The 18669-nt window shown below is 29.5% G+C and carries 17 protein-coding genes; 6 read left to right on the top strand and 11 right to left on the bottom strand.

Annotated features, from left to right (window positions below; translation table 11 throughout):
* The first annotated feature begins 11 nt into the window (after positions 1 to 11).
* The 4 genes from BM549_RS00420 to BM549_RS00405 all read left to right on the top strand — a co-directional run bounded on the left by BM549_RS00420 (position 12) and on the right by BM549_RS00405 (position 4926).
* A complete protein-coding gene (locus BM549_RS00420; protein WP_290468444.1) occupies positions 12 to 1142 on the top strand; it encodes an FAD-dependent monooxygenase in 1131 nt (376 codons plus the stop codon).
* A 221-nt stretch (positions 1143 to 1363) separates the two neighbouring features.
* On the top strand, positions 1364 to 1864 hold the full coding sequence (locus BM549_RS00415; protein WP_290468443.1) for a hypothetical protein: 501 nt from the start codon (positions 1364 to 1366) through the stop codon (positions 1862 to 1864).
* 453 nt (positions 1865 to 2317) lie between these two features.
* Positions 2318 to 4486: a DNA mismatch repair protein MutS gene (locus tag BM549_RS00410; protein ID WP_290468442.1), complete on the top strand. Its 2169-nt coding sequence runs from the start codon at positions 2318 to 2320 to the stop codon at positions 4484 to 4486.
* Positions 4486 to 4926, top strand: a complete 441-nt coding sequence (locus tag BM549_RS00405) for a thiol-disulfide oxidoreductase DCC family protein (RefSeq protein ID WP_290468441.1) — start codon at positions 4486 to 4488, stop codon at positions 4924 to 4926. The genes BM549_RS00410 and BM549_RS00405 overlap by 1 nt, the downstream gene beginning before the upstream one ends.
* Before the next feature lie 67 nt (positions 4927 to 4993).
* Here the strand turns inward: BM549_RS00405 and BM549_RS00400 are convergent, their stop codons facing one another.
* From BM549_RS00400 to aroC, 9 genes are all read right to left on the bottom strand, one after another.
* On the bottom strand, positions 4994 to 5248 hold the full coding sequence (locus BM549_RS00400) for a hypothetical protein (RefSeq protein ID WP_290468440.1): 255 nt from the start codon (positions 5246 to 5248) through the stop codon (positions 4994 to 4996).
* Positions 5249 to 5522: 274 nt separating this feature from the next.
* Entirely contained in the window at positions 5523 to 6170 is a 648-nt protein-coding gene (locus BM549_RS00395; protein WP_290468439.1) for a hypothetical protein, read from the bottom strand.
* A 4-nt stretch (positions 6171 to 6174) separates the two neighbouring features.
* On the bottom strand, positions 6175 to 7122 hold the full coding sequence (locus tag BM549_RS00390) for an L-histidine N(alpha)-methyltransferase (RefSeq protein WP_290468438.1): 948 nt from the start codon (positions 7120 to 7122) through the stop codon (positions 6175 to 6177).
* A 1-nt stretch (position 7123) separates the two neighbouring features.
* Positions 7124 to 8278 carry an ergothioneine biosynthesis protein EgtB gene (gene egtB / locus BM549_RS00385; RefSeq protein WP_290468437.1) on the bottom strand — a complete coding sequence of 385 codons (1155 nt, stop codon included), beginning with the start codon at positions 8276 to 8278 and terminating at the stop codon, positions 7124 to 7126.
* Positions 8279 to 8324: 46 nt separating this feature from the next.
* On the bottom strand, positions 8325 to 9050 hold the full coding sequence (locus BM549_RS00380; protein ID WP_290468436.1) for a flavodoxin family protein: 726 nt from the start codon (positions 9048 to 9050) through the stop codon (positions 8325 to 8327).
* 126 nt (positions 9051 to 9176) lie between these two features.
* Entirely contained in the window at positions 9177 to 9512 is a 336-nt protein-coding gene (locus BM549_RS00375; RefSeq protein ID WP_290468435.1) for a hypothetical protein, read from the bottom strand.
* Between the two features lie 2 nt (positions 9513 to 9514).
* A complete protein-coding gene (locus BM549_RS00370; protein ID WP_290468434.1) occupies positions 9515 to 10345 on the bottom strand; it encodes a sulfurtransferase in 831 nt (276 codons plus the stop codon).
* A gap of 11 nt (positions 10346 to 10356) precedes the next feature.
* Positions 10357 to 11682, bottom strand: coding sequence for a dicarboxylate/amino acid:cation symporter (locus BM549_RS00365; RefSeq protein WP_290468433.1), 1326 nt, complete (start codon positions 11680 to 11682; stop codon positions 10357 to 10359).
* A 105-nt stretch (positions 11683 to 11787) separates the two neighbouring features.
* Positions 11788 to 12846 (bottom strand): chorismate synthase, encoded by a 1059-nt coding sequence (gene aroC / locus BM549_RS00360; protein ID WP_290468432.1) that lies wholly within the window; start codon positions 12844 to 12846, stop codon positions 11788 to 11790.
* Positions 12847 to 13051: 205 nt separating this feature from the next.
* On the opposite strand from aroC, the gene BM549_RS00355 reads away from it, so the two are divergent.
* Positions 13052 to 13903 carry a UDP-2,3-diacylglucosamine diphosphatase gene (locus BM549_RS00355; protein ID WP_290468431.1) on the top strand — a complete coding sequence of 284 codons (852 nt, stop codon included), beginning with the start codon at positions 13052 to 13054 and terminating at the stop codon, positions 13901 to 13903.
* Here BM549_RS00355 and BM549_RS00350 read toward each other — a convergent pair.
* Positions 13895 to 16807, bottom strand: a complete 2913-nt coding sequence (locus tag BM549_RS00350; protein ID WP_290468430.1) for an FAD-binding and (Fe-S)-binding domain-containing protein — start codon at positions 16805 to 16807, stop codon at positions 13895 to 13897. The genes BM549_RS00355 and BM549_RS00350 overlap by 9 nt on opposite strands.
* 110 nt (positions 16808 to 16917) lie before the next feature.
* Here BM549_RS00350 and BM549_RS00345 point away from each other — a divergent pair, with 110 nt between their 5' ends.
* A complete protein-coding gene (locus BM549_RS00345) occupies positions 16918 to 17394 on the top strand; it encodes a hypothetical protein (protein WP_290468429.1) in 477 nt (158 codons plus the stop codon).
* Between the two features lie 55 nt (positions 17395 to 17449).
* Here the strand turns inward: BM549_RS00345 and bshA are convergent, their stop codons facing one another.
* Positions 17450 to 18595, bottom strand: coding sequence for an N-acetyl-alpha-D-glucosaminyl L-malate synthase BshA (bshA, locus tag BM549_RS00340; protein WP_290468428.1), 1146 nt, complete (start codon positions 18593 to 18595; stop codon positions 17450 to 17452).
* Positions 18596 to 18669: the final 74 nt, after the last annotated feature.

Raw genomic sequence — 18669 nt, 5'->3', positions numbered from 1 at the left:
AAAAGCATTAAATGTATACAATTATAGGCGCAGGAATTGGAGGATTAACCACTGCCTTAGTTTTCGAAAAACTAAATATAAACTATCAATTATTTGAAAAAGCCAAAGGTCCAAACGCCTTAGGTGCAGGTATTTGGTTAGCGCCAAATGCATTACAAGTATTAGAATTTGCGGGTGTTTTAGATAATGTTACCCAAGCCGGTAATATTATTAATAGAATTACTTTAACTAATGAAAAACTTAATACTTTAGTAGATAGTAGTCAACTACCAGCAAAAGAAAAATATGGTTTTTCTACAGTTGCAATACATCGAGGTAAACTACAATCTGTATTAATTAATGCACTCCCAAAAAACAAAATACAATGGAATAAAGCTTTTAAATCTTACACGCAAGCTAATAATAATGTAACAGTCACTTTTAGTGATGGTTCTCAAACAAAAAGTACTTATTTAATTGGTGCAGATGGTATAAACTCTAAAGTAAGAGCACAATTATTTCCAGAATCTACAATTAGGTTTTCTGGACAAACCTGCTGGCGCGGAGTTATGCAAACAGCTTTACCTGAAGACTATAAAGATCGAGGTATTGAGATTTGGGGAAAAGGTATTAGGTTTGGTTTATCTCAACTATCTAATAACGAAACCTCGTGGTTTGCTGTGAAAAAAAGTAAGGCTTTTGGTAAAGATGATACCGCTGTTTTAAAAGAAAAACTCCATGCATACTATAAAAACTTTCACCCATTAGTTCATCAATTAATAAACAATACAAGTTTAGAACATATTATTAGAAATGATATTACAGATTTAAAACCTCTTAAAAGCTGGCAGAAGCAAAACGTTTGTCTTCTTGGTGATGCAGCACATGCAACAACTCCAAACATGGGTCAAGGTGGTGCACAAGCCATAGAAGATGCCTATTATTTAGGAAAATTAATAGCTAAATTTCCTAATAAAAATAATTTTAAAGCTTTTGAAAAAAAACGCTTTAAAAAAGCAAATGCTATTGTTAATCAATCTTGGAGAACAGGAAAAATAGCTCATTTTAAAACATTAGCTCCAATAAGAAATATAATTTTTAAAAACATTCCTAAACCAATTCTTGACAAAACAATGTTTTCGGTTTACGATTTAAAAAACTAAATAATAAGATTGACTGTCAATCAATGTCGTGATACACGTTCTTTAAAACCATAACATATACACAATCAATTGTTAAAAACTTCGCTATCAAAAGATTAAATTCGCTTGATTTAAAAACTGTAAAAATATAACTTCGCCTAACGAATGATATAAAATCTTACAACGTTTCATATCAGACAACATTAGCAATTATAAAAACCAATAAGCAATCATAGAATAAAATGAAATTAATAATATTTGGAATTTTACTTTTCTTTGTTTTAAGAACTATTGCAAAACAAAATTCGAAAGAAGGAAAAAAAGATTCATTAACTAAAACATTTTCAGTTATTGAAAATAATATTACAAAAGCAAAGAAAACGATAGAAAAATCAATAAGTAGTTCTTATATTACTGGTTGCAGTTGGATACAAACAAATATTGAAAACAATAATGTCCTTTATACTTTTAGAAGCAATGGCGAATTACTTATTACTACTAATGGAAATGTAAAAAAAGTTGAATATGAATTAATTGTTGACAACAACAGTATTTTAATCACTAAAGACGGAATAATTGAGCATTACAACATCTTCAATGAAGGAAATGATTTTCTTTTACTCAACAAAGTATCCTCAAATACTATAATTGCTTTAGCAAACCAAACAAAATATAAAGATGAAATCAAATCTGCTCTAAATCAAAAAATCAAAAATCTTAATAATCTAACCACAAATGAATAATTAGAAAGAAAAAAATATACTTCAAATGGTGATTCAGATCACTTATTTATTTCTTTATCTAAATCTTGGCAGAACAATAATAAAGAAAAAATAATTTTTGATTTTATTGACCATTTAGAAAAAAAGTAATTAAACACAGTATAGATTATGAGATTTAGGAAAAATATAATACTAAAGAAAATAGAGTTGACTTTGGAGAATTTATAATATGAAATAATTACAATTGCTAATAACGTGTATAATTCATTACTAGTTACAACTTACTTACGAAAGTCCTAGCGGACTTTCTATCTGTGATTTATTTCCTAAATTCAGTCCTAAAACACGCAACAAACCATACACAAAACCATTAAGCAAACTCTTCCAAAATTCATAATCTCACTTCTATTCCGTAACTTTGTTATGCTAAGAAAAAGATATAATTAAAAGTTTTCCGTTAACACGGAAAGTACTATGATAAACATTCATAAAAAAACATTACAAGATTTAGAATTCGAGACCGTTTTAGAACAAGTTAGTGAATATTGTGTAACCCATTTAGGAAACCAAAAAGCCTTACAAATAGAACCTTTTAATAATAAGGAGGCATTACTAAGCGCGTTACAATTAACTAATGAATATGTATCGTCATTTTATAATGATAATCGTATTCCTAACCATGGATTTGATGCCATAACAAAAGAATTACAATTACTACGTATAGAAAACACGTATTTAGAAACCCATAGCTTAAAGAAAATTGTTTCTATTTCGCTTACAGCTAATGATATTGTTAAGTTTTTAAACAAATTTGAAGACTACTATCCCAGCTTAAAACAATTCGCTAGTCGTATTGAGGTGACTACTGTAATTATTGAAAAAATAGATAGCGTAGTCGATAGGTTTGGTGATGTAAAAGATAATGCTTCTGCCCTATTATTTGAGTTACGCCAAAGCATGAATAAACTAAAAGGTAAAATTAACTCTAGTTTTACTTCGGCTTTAAACCAATATCATAATCTTGAATATTTAGATGATATTAGAGAATCTGTAGTAGAAAATAAACGCGTACTAGCTGTTAAAGCAATGTATAGACGTAAAGTTAAAGGTGCCATTATGGGTGGCAGTAAAACAGGAAGTATAGTTTATATAGAACCAGAAGCAACACTACAACACACAAGAGAATTAAATAACTTAGAATACGAAGAAAGCGAAGAAGTTGTTAGAATTTTAAAAGAAGTCACCAATTTTTTACGGGATTTCCTACCATTAATAGAAGCGTATCAAGTATTTTTAACTAACATAGATGTTATTGCAGCTAAAGCTAAATATGCAAAGTCTATGAATGCTATTTTACCAGAAATTAGTGAAGACAGGCATATATTTTTACGTGATGCTTACCATCCATTACTATATTTAACCAACGTAGAAAAAAAGGAGAAAACCTACCCGCAAACCATAGAACTTAATAACGATAAACGAATTATTGTAATTTCTGGACCAAATGCTGGAGGTAAAAGTATTACCCTTAAAACAGTAGGCTTATTACAACTTATGTTGCAAAGTGGTATGCTAATTCCTGTGCACGAACGTAGTAAAGTCACTATTTTCGATAGAGTTTTAACAGATATTGGCGACAACCAATCTATAGAAAACCACTTAAGTACATACAGCTATAGGCTAAAACAAATGAATTACTTTTTAAAAAAAGTAAATAAAAACACATTATTTTTAATAGATGAATTTGGAACAGGATCTGATCCTGAACTTGGTGGTGCTTTAGCTGAAACTTTTTTAGAAGAATTTTACGGTAGAAATGCCTTTGGAATTATCACAACACATTACGCCAATTTAAAAATGTTGGCCAATGAAAAAGATGAAATGATAAATGCTAATATGATGTTTGATGAACGTACATTAGAACCTATGTACAAATTAGCATTAGGTCAAGCAGGAAGTTCGTTTACATTTGAAGTAGCACAAAAAAACGGCATACCTTATAGTTTAATTAATCGAGCAAAAAAGAAAATTGAACGCTCTAAAGTAAGGTTTGATGCTACCATAGCAAAACTTCAAAAACAACGTGCAAAGCTTGAAAAAACCAGTGAATCTTTAAAGGTTAACGAAAGAAAAAAACAATCTGAAGCAGATAAACTTGAAGAAATAAATAATAAAATTCAAAAAAAATTAGAAAGCTATCAGGAACTGTATGATAGCAATCAACGTTTAATTTACTTAGGACAAAAGGTAAATGATATTTCTGAAAAATTCTTTAAAGATAAAAGGAAAAGAGAATTAATGGCCGAGTTGTTTAGATTAGTACAAATTGAAAACTCTAAACGCAAAAAAGTTTCTGCAAAACAAGCTAAAGCAGAAAAAGCCAAAGAAGCTAAAATAAAGCAAGAAGCCGAGAAAAAAGTTGAAGTTATACGTAAAAAGAAAAAAGAAGCTAAAAAGAAAGCAGTTGTACAAGAAAAGCCAAAGCCAGTTTTAAAAGTTGGAGATCGTGTACGTATGCATGACGGTAGAGCTGTTGGTAGTATAGACACATTAGAAAAAGGAAAAGCGACTGTTAATTATGGTATATTTACTACTAATGTAAATGTAGATTTATTAGAATTAGTTGAAGCTGTAAAAAAGTAATGATAAATCAATTACCTAAACATAAAAAGTTAATTTTATTTGATGGTGTTTGTAACCTTTGCAATAGCTCTGTTCAATATGTAATTAAAAATGATAAAAAAAGTAAATTCATGTTTGCAGCTTTACAAAGTGATGTAGGCAAACAAATTATTAATCATTTTAAAATTAACCCATTACATACAGATTCAATACTACTCTACTCTCCCAAAAAAAACACAATAAAAGTTAAATCTACAGCTGCATTATATATTGCTAAAGACTTAGGTTTCCCTACTAATGTAATGGCCATATTTTTAATTGTACCAGTATTTATTAGGCATTGGGTTTATGACTATGTTGCAAAAAACCGTTATAAATGGTTTGGAAAAAAAGAATCTTGTTGGTTACCAACGCCAGAGCTGAAATCTAAATTTATTGGTGAAGTTAAAAATGAGGCATAAAAAAAGTCTGAAATTAATTTCAGACTCTACTCCTAATACATTTATTTAGATTGGCATCTAATTAATATTAGCACATTTTAGGTTTTTGCTTAGATGAAGCAATTAATTTTAATAATGATGTTTTATTATAATTTTCAATGTCAATTTCTTCCATAGTTTTAATGCCTTTTACACTAATCACTACAGTGTTTTCTTTAACTTGAGTAGCAGCTTGACTTACAACTTTTACTTCTGTTTTAGTTTCTGTATTATTTGCTTTATTATCTTGAGCAGAAGCAAAAGAAACGAAAAGTAATAAAAGTAATGTTGTTAAAAATTTCATTGTTTGAGGCATTATTTCTGTTTAACAGTGTAAATATATATCGCCTCTCTAGATTTGCAATAAATTTCTCGTTGAACGACCAAACTATTTGATTTAGGAGATATAAATACAAATATTATCGACAAAATACACGTTTATTAGAAACCATATAAACTCTCATAGCCCACTAAATAAGGACGTTACTAAATGAGTATATGCTATAATTTTGTTATAGTAGTATTTGTTACTATTTAAAATTGAATAATTTTATTTTTAAATTGAAATTAATATTTAACTAAATTATAGCATTACATTGTAATTGCACTAAATCAATTACATTTTTTGTATGATTAGTATTTATTATAGAAAGTTCTGTACAAGCAATAATTACAAGGCAGTTTGTGCTAAATTCATTTACTAATGCTTTAAACTTAGCGACATTGGTACTTGTCTCTTTATTGTAATAAACGGCTTGTCTTAACTCATCTAAAAAAGAGATAATGTCTTCGTCTAAGTTTACTAAAGTCGTTTCTGTGTTATTTAAAACAGTTGCTATACTTGAGTTGCCTTTTGTATGCCTGGTACCAAACACTACACATGTTTTTAAGCTAGTTTCAATTAACTTGTGTTCTAAGAGAATAATAGGATGAATAATACAAAGCTTAAAAGACATTAAATCTAATATACTATGTAGTGTAATATTAGGTACAATTAAATTAGTTTTAAAAGAATTAAATGGCATTATTGCCTCTTGTAAAATAGGAATTATTACATTTTTACCGTTTGGCAAATAAGGATTGATTGTGTTAAAATCGATTTGTTTTACAATTAACGGACATGTTGAAAAGCCTTTAAATTTTTTATTATATAAATTATGAAGTACCTCTTGGTAAAACAAAGTGCTTCTAACACCTAAGCCAAGAAGTACAATTTGAGTTTGCATGACATTAAAATTTTTCTAAAATATAGCTGTTAAAATATTTTTTAGAATCGCTTATTTTAGAAATTTGCTTCAGTTTAGTATTATTTAAAAAAGAATTTAAAATCTCATCGTTATATTTTCTTGAAATTTCGGTAAGAATTTTTTCTCCTTTTTGAAACTTAAAACTAACATTATCGCCATTAAAGGTAACTTCTTGGTCTTCTTTACTTACTAAATAGCTTTTTGCTACTCCAGTTTTTTCATTGTATTCTGGACTATGATCAAAGTTTTCTATTTCAAAATTTGCTTCTAATTCGTTATTAATTCGGTTTAATAAATTAAGATTAAAAGCTTTAGTAACTCCTTGGCTATCGTTATATGCAGGTAAAACAACATCTTTAGGTTTTATAGTGTCTAAACCTATAATAACCTTATCGCCTACTTGCAAAGCATTACTTAATTTTATTAAAAAATCTTGAGCTTCATGATCTTGTAAATTACCAAGATTTGAGCCTAAAAACATTATAATCTTTGGTGTTGTATTGGTTTTAATATCGTTTAAAACACCAAAGTAATTACCTTGAATAGTTTCTATGTTTAAATTTGAAAACTCTTTGTGTATAGATTGTTCTAAAGCATCTAAAGCATTTTGAGAAATATCTATTGGCAAGTATTTAAAGTTATAATCTTCTTCAAGTAAAACTTTTAAAAAGGCTTTTGTTTTTTTACCGTCACCAGCTCCAAGCTCTATTAAATCGAATGGCTTATCTTTATTAATTTCTAATTTCGAAATTATTTTTTTTGATTTTGTGCTAAATATTTCAAATTCTGCTCGTGTTAAATAATACTCTGGTAAATGCATTATTTTCACAAAAAGAGCATCGCCAATGGCGTCGTAAAAATATTTTGAAGGCAAAGTTTTTGGCGAATTTTTTAATCCGTTTTCTATATCTAATCTAAATTGTGATTTCATTTTATTTGGCTAGTCGTATTCCTGTAAATTGCCATTGTGTTTCTGGCGAAAAAAAGTTTCTATAAGTATATCTACTATGGTTTGGTGAAGTTGCAACACTACAACCACGCAATACCATTGTGTTAATCATGAACTTGCCATTGTATTCTCCAACAGCTCCTGGTTCTTGTTTGTAATTTGGATATGGCAAATAGGCAGAGTTTGTCCACTCCCAAGTGTTTCCCCAATTAAATTTTGAAGCGGCAATTTCCCATTCAAATTCTGTTGGCAAACGTTTACCAACAAAGTTTGCGTAGGCATTGGCTTCATAATACGATAAATGTGTTACTGGTGCTTTAAGATTTATTTTTTTTAATCCGGCTAATGTGTAAACAAACCATTCGTTATCTATATTATACCAGTATAATGGTGCTTTTAAATTGTTTTTGTTAATCCATGTCCAACCATCGTCTAACCAATATTTTGCGGTTTCATAACCATTTGAGGTTATAAAATTTATATAATCTTCGTTTGTTACTAATTTATTTGAAATTGTATAGGGTTCTAAAAACACACGATGTTTACATGTTTCATTATCATAACAAAATTCATTATTATCATGACCAATAGTATAGATACCTTCTTCTATTTTTATAAACTCTTGCTTTTGTTCTTCTACTATATTGTTTGCAAAAGCTTCTTTGTATAATTTTGGATTTATTGGGTTTTTAGATAATGTATATTTTATATCTGTAATTAATAATTCTTGATGTTGTTGTTCGTGGTTGATACCTAAAACTAGCAGATTAGTAATATCGCTATCATTTGGGAAGTTTTTTAATAATAAAGAGATATGCTTATCTACATGAATTCTATAATTATAAATAGTTTCTACGCTTGGTCTTGTAATTAAACCACGTTCATTTCTATTAATTCGCTTACCTAAGCTATTGTAATAGCTGTTAAATAAAAAACCGTATTCTTCATCAAAAACTTTATAGTCTTTAAAATAAGGTTTTAAAATCATTTCTTCAAAAAACCACGTTGTATGTGCCAAATGCCATTTTGGTGGACTTGCAAAAGCTACAGATTGCGGTGTGTAATCTTCAATATCTAAAGGTTCACAGAGTGTATTTGTATACTGTCTTGTAGTGTTGTATTTTACAAGTATATCCATTATTTTCTTATGTCGTTTGTCATTAATTAAATATAACTAGAATTAATTATCTGTATTCTGGATTTTCAAAAGACCAATGTGTACCACTATCCCAATCTTCTCTTGAATTGCCATAATTATTATAACCATTATTGTCTTTTAGCATTTTTGCTAAATGCAATAAATTATATGTCATAAAGGTAGTATTTCTATTGGTAAAATCTGAATTAAACCCTTTTGGAGGATTCAATTTTTCTTCTTTCCATTTTGTATCGCCGTAACTTGGTCCTGGTCCAACTTCACCAATCCAGCCAGAATCTGCCTGTGGCGGAATAGAATAACCTACGTGCTGCAAAGCATATAAAATACCCATAGCACAATGTTTCACGCCATCTTCATTTCCAGTTATCATGCAACCACCAACTTTTCCATAAAATATATATTGACCTTTAGAATTGGTTAAACCGCTCATGGCATAAAGCCTCTCTATAAGTTTTTGTGCTTCAGATGATTTTTCACCCAACCATATTGGTGTACCAATTATAAGTACATCTGCATTCATCACTTTTTTATAAATTTCAGGCCAATCGTCTTTTTCCCAACCATGCTCTGTCATGTCTGGATAGACACCAGAAGCAACATCTTTATCTATAAACCTAATGCTTTCAAACGTTACATTTTCTTTTTTTAGAATGTCTTGAGAAACTTTCATTAAAGTTTCTGTATGGCTTACGTTTGGTGATTTTTTTAATGTGCAATTAATATAAAGCACAGTTAGATTTGAGAAATCCATAATTGTTTTTGGTTAGGTTATATACTAAGTAGTCGTTATAAAAAAGAGTACTTAACATAACTTATAATTGCTATTAAATATAAGCAATTTAAAACACAAAAACTTTTGTAAAATGTAGTATTGGTTTTATTCTTTTAAGATTTTGCGTAAATACATAAATGTAGTGTCTTCCATATCGTGAACTTCTCCATCTGCATAAAGCATAAGTTTTATATCGGCAAATAACTCAGAAAAATCTGTTTTAAAATAATTATGTGTTTTTACACTTTCAATTATTTTTTGAAGACATTGATAGTCATTATCATTATCGAATTCTTCATGTACTTTTGCAAATGTTTTTCTATCGACTTTAGACATAATAAAATCTTTTTCATCGTTAGTTTCATGCAAATCTGAATTTGCGATATATAATAAAATATAAGCAACTAATTCTTTTTTTGTCCAGCGACTTGGCTTATCCATAATTATGCAATTGTTAAAGTTCCATACTCTGTCCACGAGCCATCGTAAACACTATTTTTATATCCTGCAATTGTTGCAGCTAAGGCTAAAACAGAAGCAGTAATTCCGCTACCACATGTAAAGACTAAATGTTGATTGTTGTTAGCTATAGATTTAAAAATATTTTGTAATTCTGTTTTAGATTTAAATATATTACCGCTTAACACTTGGTTAAAAGGTAAATTAGTTGATGTTGGAATACGACCACTTCTTAAACCTTTTCTAGGTTCTGCAACTATGCAATTAAAACGATCGCTAGAACGCGCATCTATTATTTTAAAATTAGAATCTTTAGTTATAGCTTCTAATGAATCAAAATAAACCACAGAATCTGGTTTATAGTTGGCTTTAAAATCACCTTTTTTAAAAGATTTTTTATTTGTTTTCTTTTCAATTTTAAAACCTTTGTTTCTCCATTCTGGGAAACCACCGTTTAAAACAGCAACATTTTTAAAACCAAATGTTTTTAGTAACCACCAAGCTCTAGCGCTAGAATAAACTCCATGATAATCGTAAATAACAATTACCGAATCATCATTAATCCCTAAGCTTTGGGCAGGAGTTTCAAATTGAATTGCAGATGGTATTGTATTAGGAAATGTAGATTTTGTATTGCTAAATTGTTTTTTTATATCAAAAAATCTGGTGTTGGGTATTTGTGAATTTGATAAATCTGAAACGTCTCCAATAACCTTTGAAATAGTTGCATCTAATATTACTAAATTTTTAGCATCTAAATGCTTTTGTAGCCAATCTACAGATACTAAATTTTCAATTGTTGTTAATCGAGACATGTTATATTACATTATTTTACGGCATCGTAATTATCATCCCATTCTTTAGGTATTGGATTATCGTGTAATTTACCTAAAGATTTTGCTACGAGCATAGACACTGTAGCATCACCAGTTACATTTACTACAGTTCTACACATATCTAATGGTCTATCTACTGCGAATATTAAAGCTAAACCAATTGGTAATAATTCTGCAGGAAAACCAATAGACTCTAAAACAATTACTAACATTACCATACCTGCACTAGGTACAGCAGCACTACCTATAGAAGCCAATAAAGCTGTTGCGATAATTACTATTTGATTTGTAAATGTTAAGCCTTCTGGCCAAATAACTTGCATAATAAATACAGCAGCAATACCTTGGTATAAACTTGTGCCATCCATATTTACAGTAGCGCCAACCGGTAAAACAAAACCAGCAACTTCTTTATCTACACCTAAATGCTCTTCTACACGCTCCATAGTTACAGGTAATGTTGCTGCACTAGAACTTGTAGAAAACGCCAATAATTGCGCTGGAGATAATTTATTTAAAAACCATAATGGTGATTTTTTTGTGTATACTTTTACTAAAATTAAGTAAAAACCAATCATTAAAGCTAAACCAAATACTACACACAAAGCATAGCTTAAAAGTTTTAAAAGAATTTCGGTATCATCAAAAGCTATAATAACATTTGCCATTAATGCAAAAACTGCATACGGTGCAAAAAGCATGATTAAATCTACCATTTTCATAACTACTTCGTTTAAAGAATCGAAAAAATCTACAAGTGGTTTTGCCTTTTTTTCTGAAATTAATAATAAACAAATTCCCACAAAAAGAGCAAAAAAGATAACCTGAAGCATTTTAGCTTCACCTAAAGCAGTAAAAATATTACTAGGAAAAATATCTACTAATGCTTGTAAAGGCCCAGCATCATTTTGAGCAGAAGCTTTCATAAGTTTATCTGAAACACCTGCATCATTTTCATATTTCATTTTTATTTTCTCAATAGTATCCTGTGGCATTCCTGCTCCAGGTTTTATAGTATTTACAATAGATAAACCTATAACAATAGCCACTACAGTTGTACCAACATATATTAGTATGGTACGTAAACCCATTTGTTTTATTTTAGAAATGTCTTTTAAATCTGATATTCCCTTTATTAAGGATGCTAAAATTAAAGGTACTGCAATTAGCTTTAAAAGGTTAATAAAGATTTTTCCAAAAGGAGCAATCCAATCGGAAACAAAATGTCTTCCGCCATCAACAGAATTCATTATGAATCCAAAGATGATACCTAAAATCATTCCGATTATTATTTTCCAGTGTAATGCTAATTTCATATTGTAATTGTTTTATTTCCATTTTTTTTACATAATATATAATACTGTAAAAAAGGAAAATTTAGTTGTTAGTATTTGTATTTTATTTTTTTCTAGAGACTTAAGTTAGTACATTTTATTCAGCAAATAAAAATCTGCTAAAACTAAGGCTGCCATTGCCTCTACAATTGGTACTGCTCTAGGAACGACACAAGGATCATGGCGACCTTTACCTTGCATTTCTACAATATTGCCATCTTTATCTATAGTATTTTGATTTTGCATAATTGTAGCAACCGGTTTAAATGCAACACGAAAATAAATATCCATACCATTACTTATACCGCCTTGAATACCACCAGAAAGGTTTGTTTTTGTAGTGCCATCTTGATTGTATAAATCATTATGCTCGCTACCTTTCATTTTAGCACCACAAAATCCACTACCATATTCAAAACCTTTAACTGCGTTTATAGAAAGCATTGCTTTACCTAAATCTGCATGAAGTTTATCGAATACAGGCTCGCCTAAACCTACAGGAACATTTTTAATTACACAAGTAATTGTGCCTCCAATTGTGTCTCCTTGTTTTCGAATTTCTTTTACACGAGCTATCATTTTTTCTGCTGTAACTTCATCTGGGCAACGTATAGCATTCGTTTCAATTTTAGAAAAATCTAATTCTTGATAAGGTTTATCTATAAAAATATCTCCAACTGAAGATGTAAAAGCATTTATTTGAATATCTTGAAGCACTTGCTTAGCAATGGCTCCAGCAACTACTCTACTTGCAGTTTCTCTTGCCGAACTTCTTCCGCCACCACGATAATCGCGAAATCCGTATTTTTTATCGTAAACATAATCTGCATGACTTGGTCTGTAAGAATCTTTTATGTGCGAATAGTCTTTAGATTTTTGGTTAGCATTTTCAATTACAAAACCAATAGGTGTTCCTGTAGTTTTGCCTTCAAAAATACCTGATAAAAATTTTACTTCGTCAGGTTCTTTGCGCTGTGTTACTATTGCAGATTGCCCAGGTTTACGCCTATTCATTTCATTTTGAATGGCATCTAAATCTAAAGTTATATTTGGCGGACAGCCATCTATAATGCCACCTAAAGCAACACCATGAGATTCTCCAAAAGTTGTAAGTTTAAATAATTGCCCAAAGCTATTTCCTGCCATAAAGTTCTAATTTGTGCTAAAATAAATTTAAAATAACAGAAACAAAAATTGTATTGTAAATTATTACTGCTTATGCCTTGTTAATATGTAATTTACATAATTGTAATTAATTTTACATACAGTTAACGTATTACTATTCTTTATATAAACTCTAAATAATATTCCATTAATATTAAGTTTTAATCTTTGTGTAAAATCTATTAGTTTGGAAATTAAAAGAAAAGTAGAAGTTGTCGTTATCTCTGATGTTCACTTAGGTACCTACGGTTGTCACGCAAAACAACTGCTTACCTACTTAGAAAGCATCAACCCTAAAACACTAATTTTAAATGGTGATATTGTAGATATATGGCAATTTAGTAAACGTTATTTTCCTAAATCTCATTTAAGAGTTATTAAAAAAATAATGGATTTTGCGGCAAATGGTGTTGAAGTAATTTACATTACAGGAAACCATGACGAAATGCTTAGAAAATTTACCGATACTAAAATAGGCAACATTTCTATAGTAAATAAAAAAATACTGAATTTAGATGGAAAAAAAGCGTGGTTTTTTCATGGTGATGTATTTGATGCATCAATACAAAACGCTAAATGGATTGCTAAATTAGGCGGTTACGGTTATGATTTTTTAATTCTTGTAAATAGGTTAGTAAACTGGTTTTTAGTAAAAATGGGAAAAGAAAGATATTCGCTTTCTAAAAAAATAAAAAACAGTGTTAAAAGAGCAGTTAAATATATTAGTGACTTTGAAAATGTTGCTACAGATTTAGCTATTGAAAATGGCTATGATTATGTAGTTTGCGGTCATATACACCAACCTAAAATGGTTATTAAAAAAAATAAATACGGAGAAACTACATATTTAAATTCTGGTGATTGGGTAGAAAATTTCACAGCATTAGAATACCAGTTTAAACGCTGGAAATTATATAGTTATAAAGACGATAAACGTGCTCCTTTTTTTGCAGATAGTGATTTAAAAGAAATGGATTTTAAAGACCTTGTTGCTGCAATAACCATTATTGACCCAAAAGAAATAAAAAAATCAAGCTAGAGCTCGTTTTAATATTGTAATTGGATGTAATGCTTCGCGTTGGGTTCCATCTTTTATTTGATGCCTACAACTTGTTCCATTGGCAGATATTAAAGTGTTTGCATCTGCTTTTTTAATTGCTGGAAATAAGGTTTGATTTCCTATTTGCATACTTACTTTATAATTTTCTTTTTGATAACCAAAACTTCCAGCCATACCACAACAACCGCTTGGTATTAGGGTAACTTTATAATTAGCTGGCAAATTAAGTACATTAAAACTATGAATTTGATTACTTATTGCTTTTTGGTGGCAATGTCCATGAAATTTAATTGTTTTAGCTTCTTGCGTAAATTGAGATGCATTAATATTACCTATTGCTATTTCGTTGCTAATAAACTCTTCAATTAAATAACTATGTGTTGCTATTTTTTTAGCAGATTCTTTATCATCTGCCAATTTTAAATACTCATCTCTAAATGTTAAAATAGCTGAAGGTTCAATGCCAATTAATGGTGATTCATTTGTAATTAAATCTTTAAATAAAGCCACATTTTTATTAGCTACTTTTTTTGCTTCTTTTAAAAATCCTTTTGATATAAATGCACGACCAGATTCTTCATTTTTTATGACTTTTACCTGATAGTTTAATGCCTGTAAAAGCTGAATTGCGTCTACTCCAATTGTTGTATCTAAATGGTTTGTAAATTCATCATTAAACAAATAAATAGTTTTAATATATTTATTCTTAAGGTTTTGATTTTTAATGTTTTTAAATTCACCATCTAAACTTATACTTGATATGTTTGGCAAGCTTCTTTCTTTCGCAACACCTAAGAATTTTTTTACTATTGAGGATGTAAATTGGTTTGAAAATATAAAGTTTGATGTCTTAGGTAGTATAGCTGCATAAGCGTTTAACTTATTATTATATGCAAAGATTTTTGTTGCTAAACTACTCCCGTTTTCCTTTTTATATTGGTATTCAAATTCGGCTTTTAAAGTAGCTACATCAACACTACTTGGGCATTCGGTTTTACAAGCTTTACAACTTAAACACAAACTAAAAACATCTTTTAATTCTTTATGATTAAACTTGTTGTTTTTTTCAGAATGCGTTAAATACTCTCTTAATGCATTTGCTCGTGCACGTGTAGAATCTTTTTCGTTTTTAGTAGCTCTATAACTTGGACACATTGTACCACCAAAACGTTCTGTTTTTCTACAATCTCCAGAGCCATTACATTTTTCTGCTTCTCGTAAAATACCTTGAGAACTAGAGAAATCTAATAGTGTTTTTACTTCTGGTTCTTTTCTGTTAACTTGATATCTCAAGTTCTTATCCATTGCAAATGGCTCTACAATTTTACCCGGATTAAATATATTTTTAGGATCAAAAGTATTTTTAATGCGCTTTAAAAGCTCATAATTTTTATCACCAATCATTAAATTTATAAACTCTGCACGCACAATACCATCACCGTGTTCTCCACTAAAAGAGCCATTATACTTTTTTACTAAATGTGCTACATCTGTTGTTATTTTTCTAAATAAAATAACATCTTCTTCTTTTTTTAAATTTAAAATAGGTCTTAAATGAATTTCGCCTGCACCGGCATGAGCATAGTAAACAGCATCTTGATTGTAACCATCCATTAACTTGGTGAAGTCTGAAATAAAATTAGCTAAATCTGGTAATGCAACAGCAGTATCTTCTATACAAGCAACCGCTTTTTTATCGCCAATAATATTTGCAAGTAAACCTAAGCCAGCTTTTCTAAGTTCAACAGCTTTATTAATTTCATTATTAACCAAGCTAACATTAGCATAACTTAAACCACTATTTTCTATTGTGTTTATTAAATCTTCTGCTTGCTTATTTGCTTCTGCTTTACTGCTAGCTTTAATTTCACACATTAATACAGCTTCAGGATTACCTTTAATAAATTGCCTATTTTCTGCTTGGGTTTTATTATTTTTAGTACAATCTAAAATGGTTTTATCCATCATCTCACAAGTAAACAAGCTATGTTGCATAACTGGTTGTACTGCATTTAAACAGCTAGAAATTGAATTAAAATGAGCAACAACCATAATACTTTCTTTAGGTGGTAAAGTATCTAGTTTTAAAGTAATTTCTGTTGTAAAAGCTAAAGTACCTTCACTTCCCGTTAGTAACTTACTTAAATTAAAGTTTTCTTGAATGTTTAAAAGTTCGTCTACTGCATAACCCGTATTTCTTCTATGAATTTCTTGTTTTGGAAATTCTTTAATTATTTCATTTCTATTTTCTTCAGAAGTAATTTCTTTTATTATTGATTTATAAATAGAGCCTTCTAATGTATTTAAATCTATTTTTTTATTAAGTGTCTCGTTCGATATTTCTTTAAACTCTACCTCACTACCATCACTTAACATTGTTTTTAATGCAATTACTTTATCTCTTGTAACACCATATTTAATTGATGTTGTTCCTGATGAGTTATTACCAACCATACCACCAATCATGCAACGGTTAGATGTTGATGTATTAGGACCAAAAAACAAACCAAATGGTTTTAAATATGCATTTAATTCGTCTCTAACAACTCCTGGTTGTACAGTTACAGTTTTATTAGTTTTATCTAAACTTAAAATTTTTGTAAAATGTTTAGATATATCTACTACTATTCCTGGACCAACGCATTGTCCTGCTAATGAAGTTCCTGCAGCTCTGGGTATTAAAGATATATTATTAGCATTTGCAAAATGAATTAAGGTTTGTAAATCTGTAACAGTTTTGGGTACTGCTACAGCTAGAGGAAGCATACGGTAAACTGATGCATCTGTAGCATAAAGGCGTTTTATTAATTCATTGTTATAAAATTCGCCAGTTAATGAATCACTTAAATTTTGTAATTTAAAAGTAGAAACTATTTTGCTCATAATTTTTTCAAATTTAAGATATCTTAACAATTATTAACCAAACTTTAGCGTTATTGTTTTAAAACGCATTAATCTTAATATTACTTTTGAATAACTAAAAACTATAATTTATGAAAAAAATACTTTTATTATTGCTAGTAGTTGTTGGATATACAGCTACTGCACAGGATATTTCTAAAAATGCAATTGGTCTTCGATTGGGAGATGATGATGGGTTTGGAGCCGAAATAACATACCAACGCGCTATACAAGACAACAACAGACTAGAGTTTGATTTAGGTATTAGATCTGGTAACGACTACGATGGTTTTAAATTAACAGGTTTATACCAATGGGTTTGGAATATAGATGGTGGTTTTAACTGGTATGCTGGTGCTGGTGGTGGAGTTGGTTCATATAGTTATGACAATAGATTTGGAGATGATTTTGATGATACATTTGTATTTGCTGCCGGAGATGTAGGTATAGAATATAATTTTGATATTCCTTTACTACTTTCTCTTGATATAAGACCAGAATTAGGTTTTGGCGATTATAGAGATGATTTAAATTTTGATTTAGCTTTAGGGATTAAATATCAATTTTAAAAAACAATAGATAGAATAAAAAAAAGCTATTTCAAATTTGAAATAGCTTTTTTTTTTATAGTTTTTGTGTTAACAAACATGTTTTTAAAGTTTCTTCATATAGCGCTTCGTATTGCGGTACTATGTTATCTATAGTAAACTTTGCTGCTTGAGTTTTTGCATTTATTTTAAAAGTTGCCAACTTAGTTTCATCTTCTAAAATTTTAACTGCATTATTGCTCATTGCATTCACATCTCCAACATCACTTAAATACCCAGAAAAACCTTCTAAATTAACCTCTGGAATTCCTCCAGTATTACTCGAAATAACAGGAACACCAGAAGCCATAGCTTCTAACGCCGACAAACCAAAACTTTCCGTTTTACTTGGCAATAAAAACAAATCGCTAAAACATAGTATACGGTCTATTTCATTACTATTACCAAAAAACACCACTTTGTCTGTAATACCTAATTCTCTACATAATCTTTCAGCTGGTTCTCGTTCTGGTCCTTCTCCAACCATCATTAATTTTGCTGGAATTTGTTTTTGAATTTTATTAAAGATTTTTATAACATCAGGAATGCGTTTTACTTCTCTAAAGTTACTAATATGAGTAACAATTTTTTCTTCTTTAGTTGCCATCATATCACGTTGGCAATCTGTAAAATTTGTTTTAAATTTTTTAGTATCTATAAAGTTAGTGATTACATTAATATCCTTTTTTATATCAAAAAGCCTTAAAGTATCTTCCTTTAAACTTTGTGATACCGCTGTAACCGCATCAGATTTATTAATACTAAATGTAACAGCTGGTTTGTAAAATGGGTGATTACCAACAAGCGTTATATCTGTACCATGTAATGTTGTAACTATTGGCACATAAATATCTTCCTCACGTAACATTTTTTGCGCCATATAAGCTGCGTAAGCATGAGGTATAGCGTAATGCACGTGTAGTAATTCTATTTTGTGTAGTTTAACCATATCTACAAGCTTACTTGATAAAGCAAGCTCATAAGGTTGGTAATGAAATAAAGGATATTCTGGTACGTTAACCTCATGATAATGTACATTATTACCCAATAACTCTAACCTAACCGGTTGATTATAGGTTATAAAATGAATGTTATGACCACGTTTAGACAACTCTAAACCTAACTCTGTTGCTACAACTCCACTTCCTCCAAAAGTTGGATAGCATACTATGCCTATTCTCATAATTTTTAATTAACGTGCCATACTTAAAGTAGACATGTGTTGGTTTTTTATTGGTAGTAATAACTATTAATACT

The sequence above is a fragment of the Lacinutrix sp. MedPE-SW genome (assembly GCF_001874145.1).
Classification (GTDB): domain Bacteria; phylum Bacteroidota; class Bacteroidia; order Flavobacteriales; family Flavobacteriaceae; genus Lacinutrix.
Note: the sequence above shows the minus strand (reverse complement) of the source record. Positions and strands in the feature narration are given on the sequence as shown.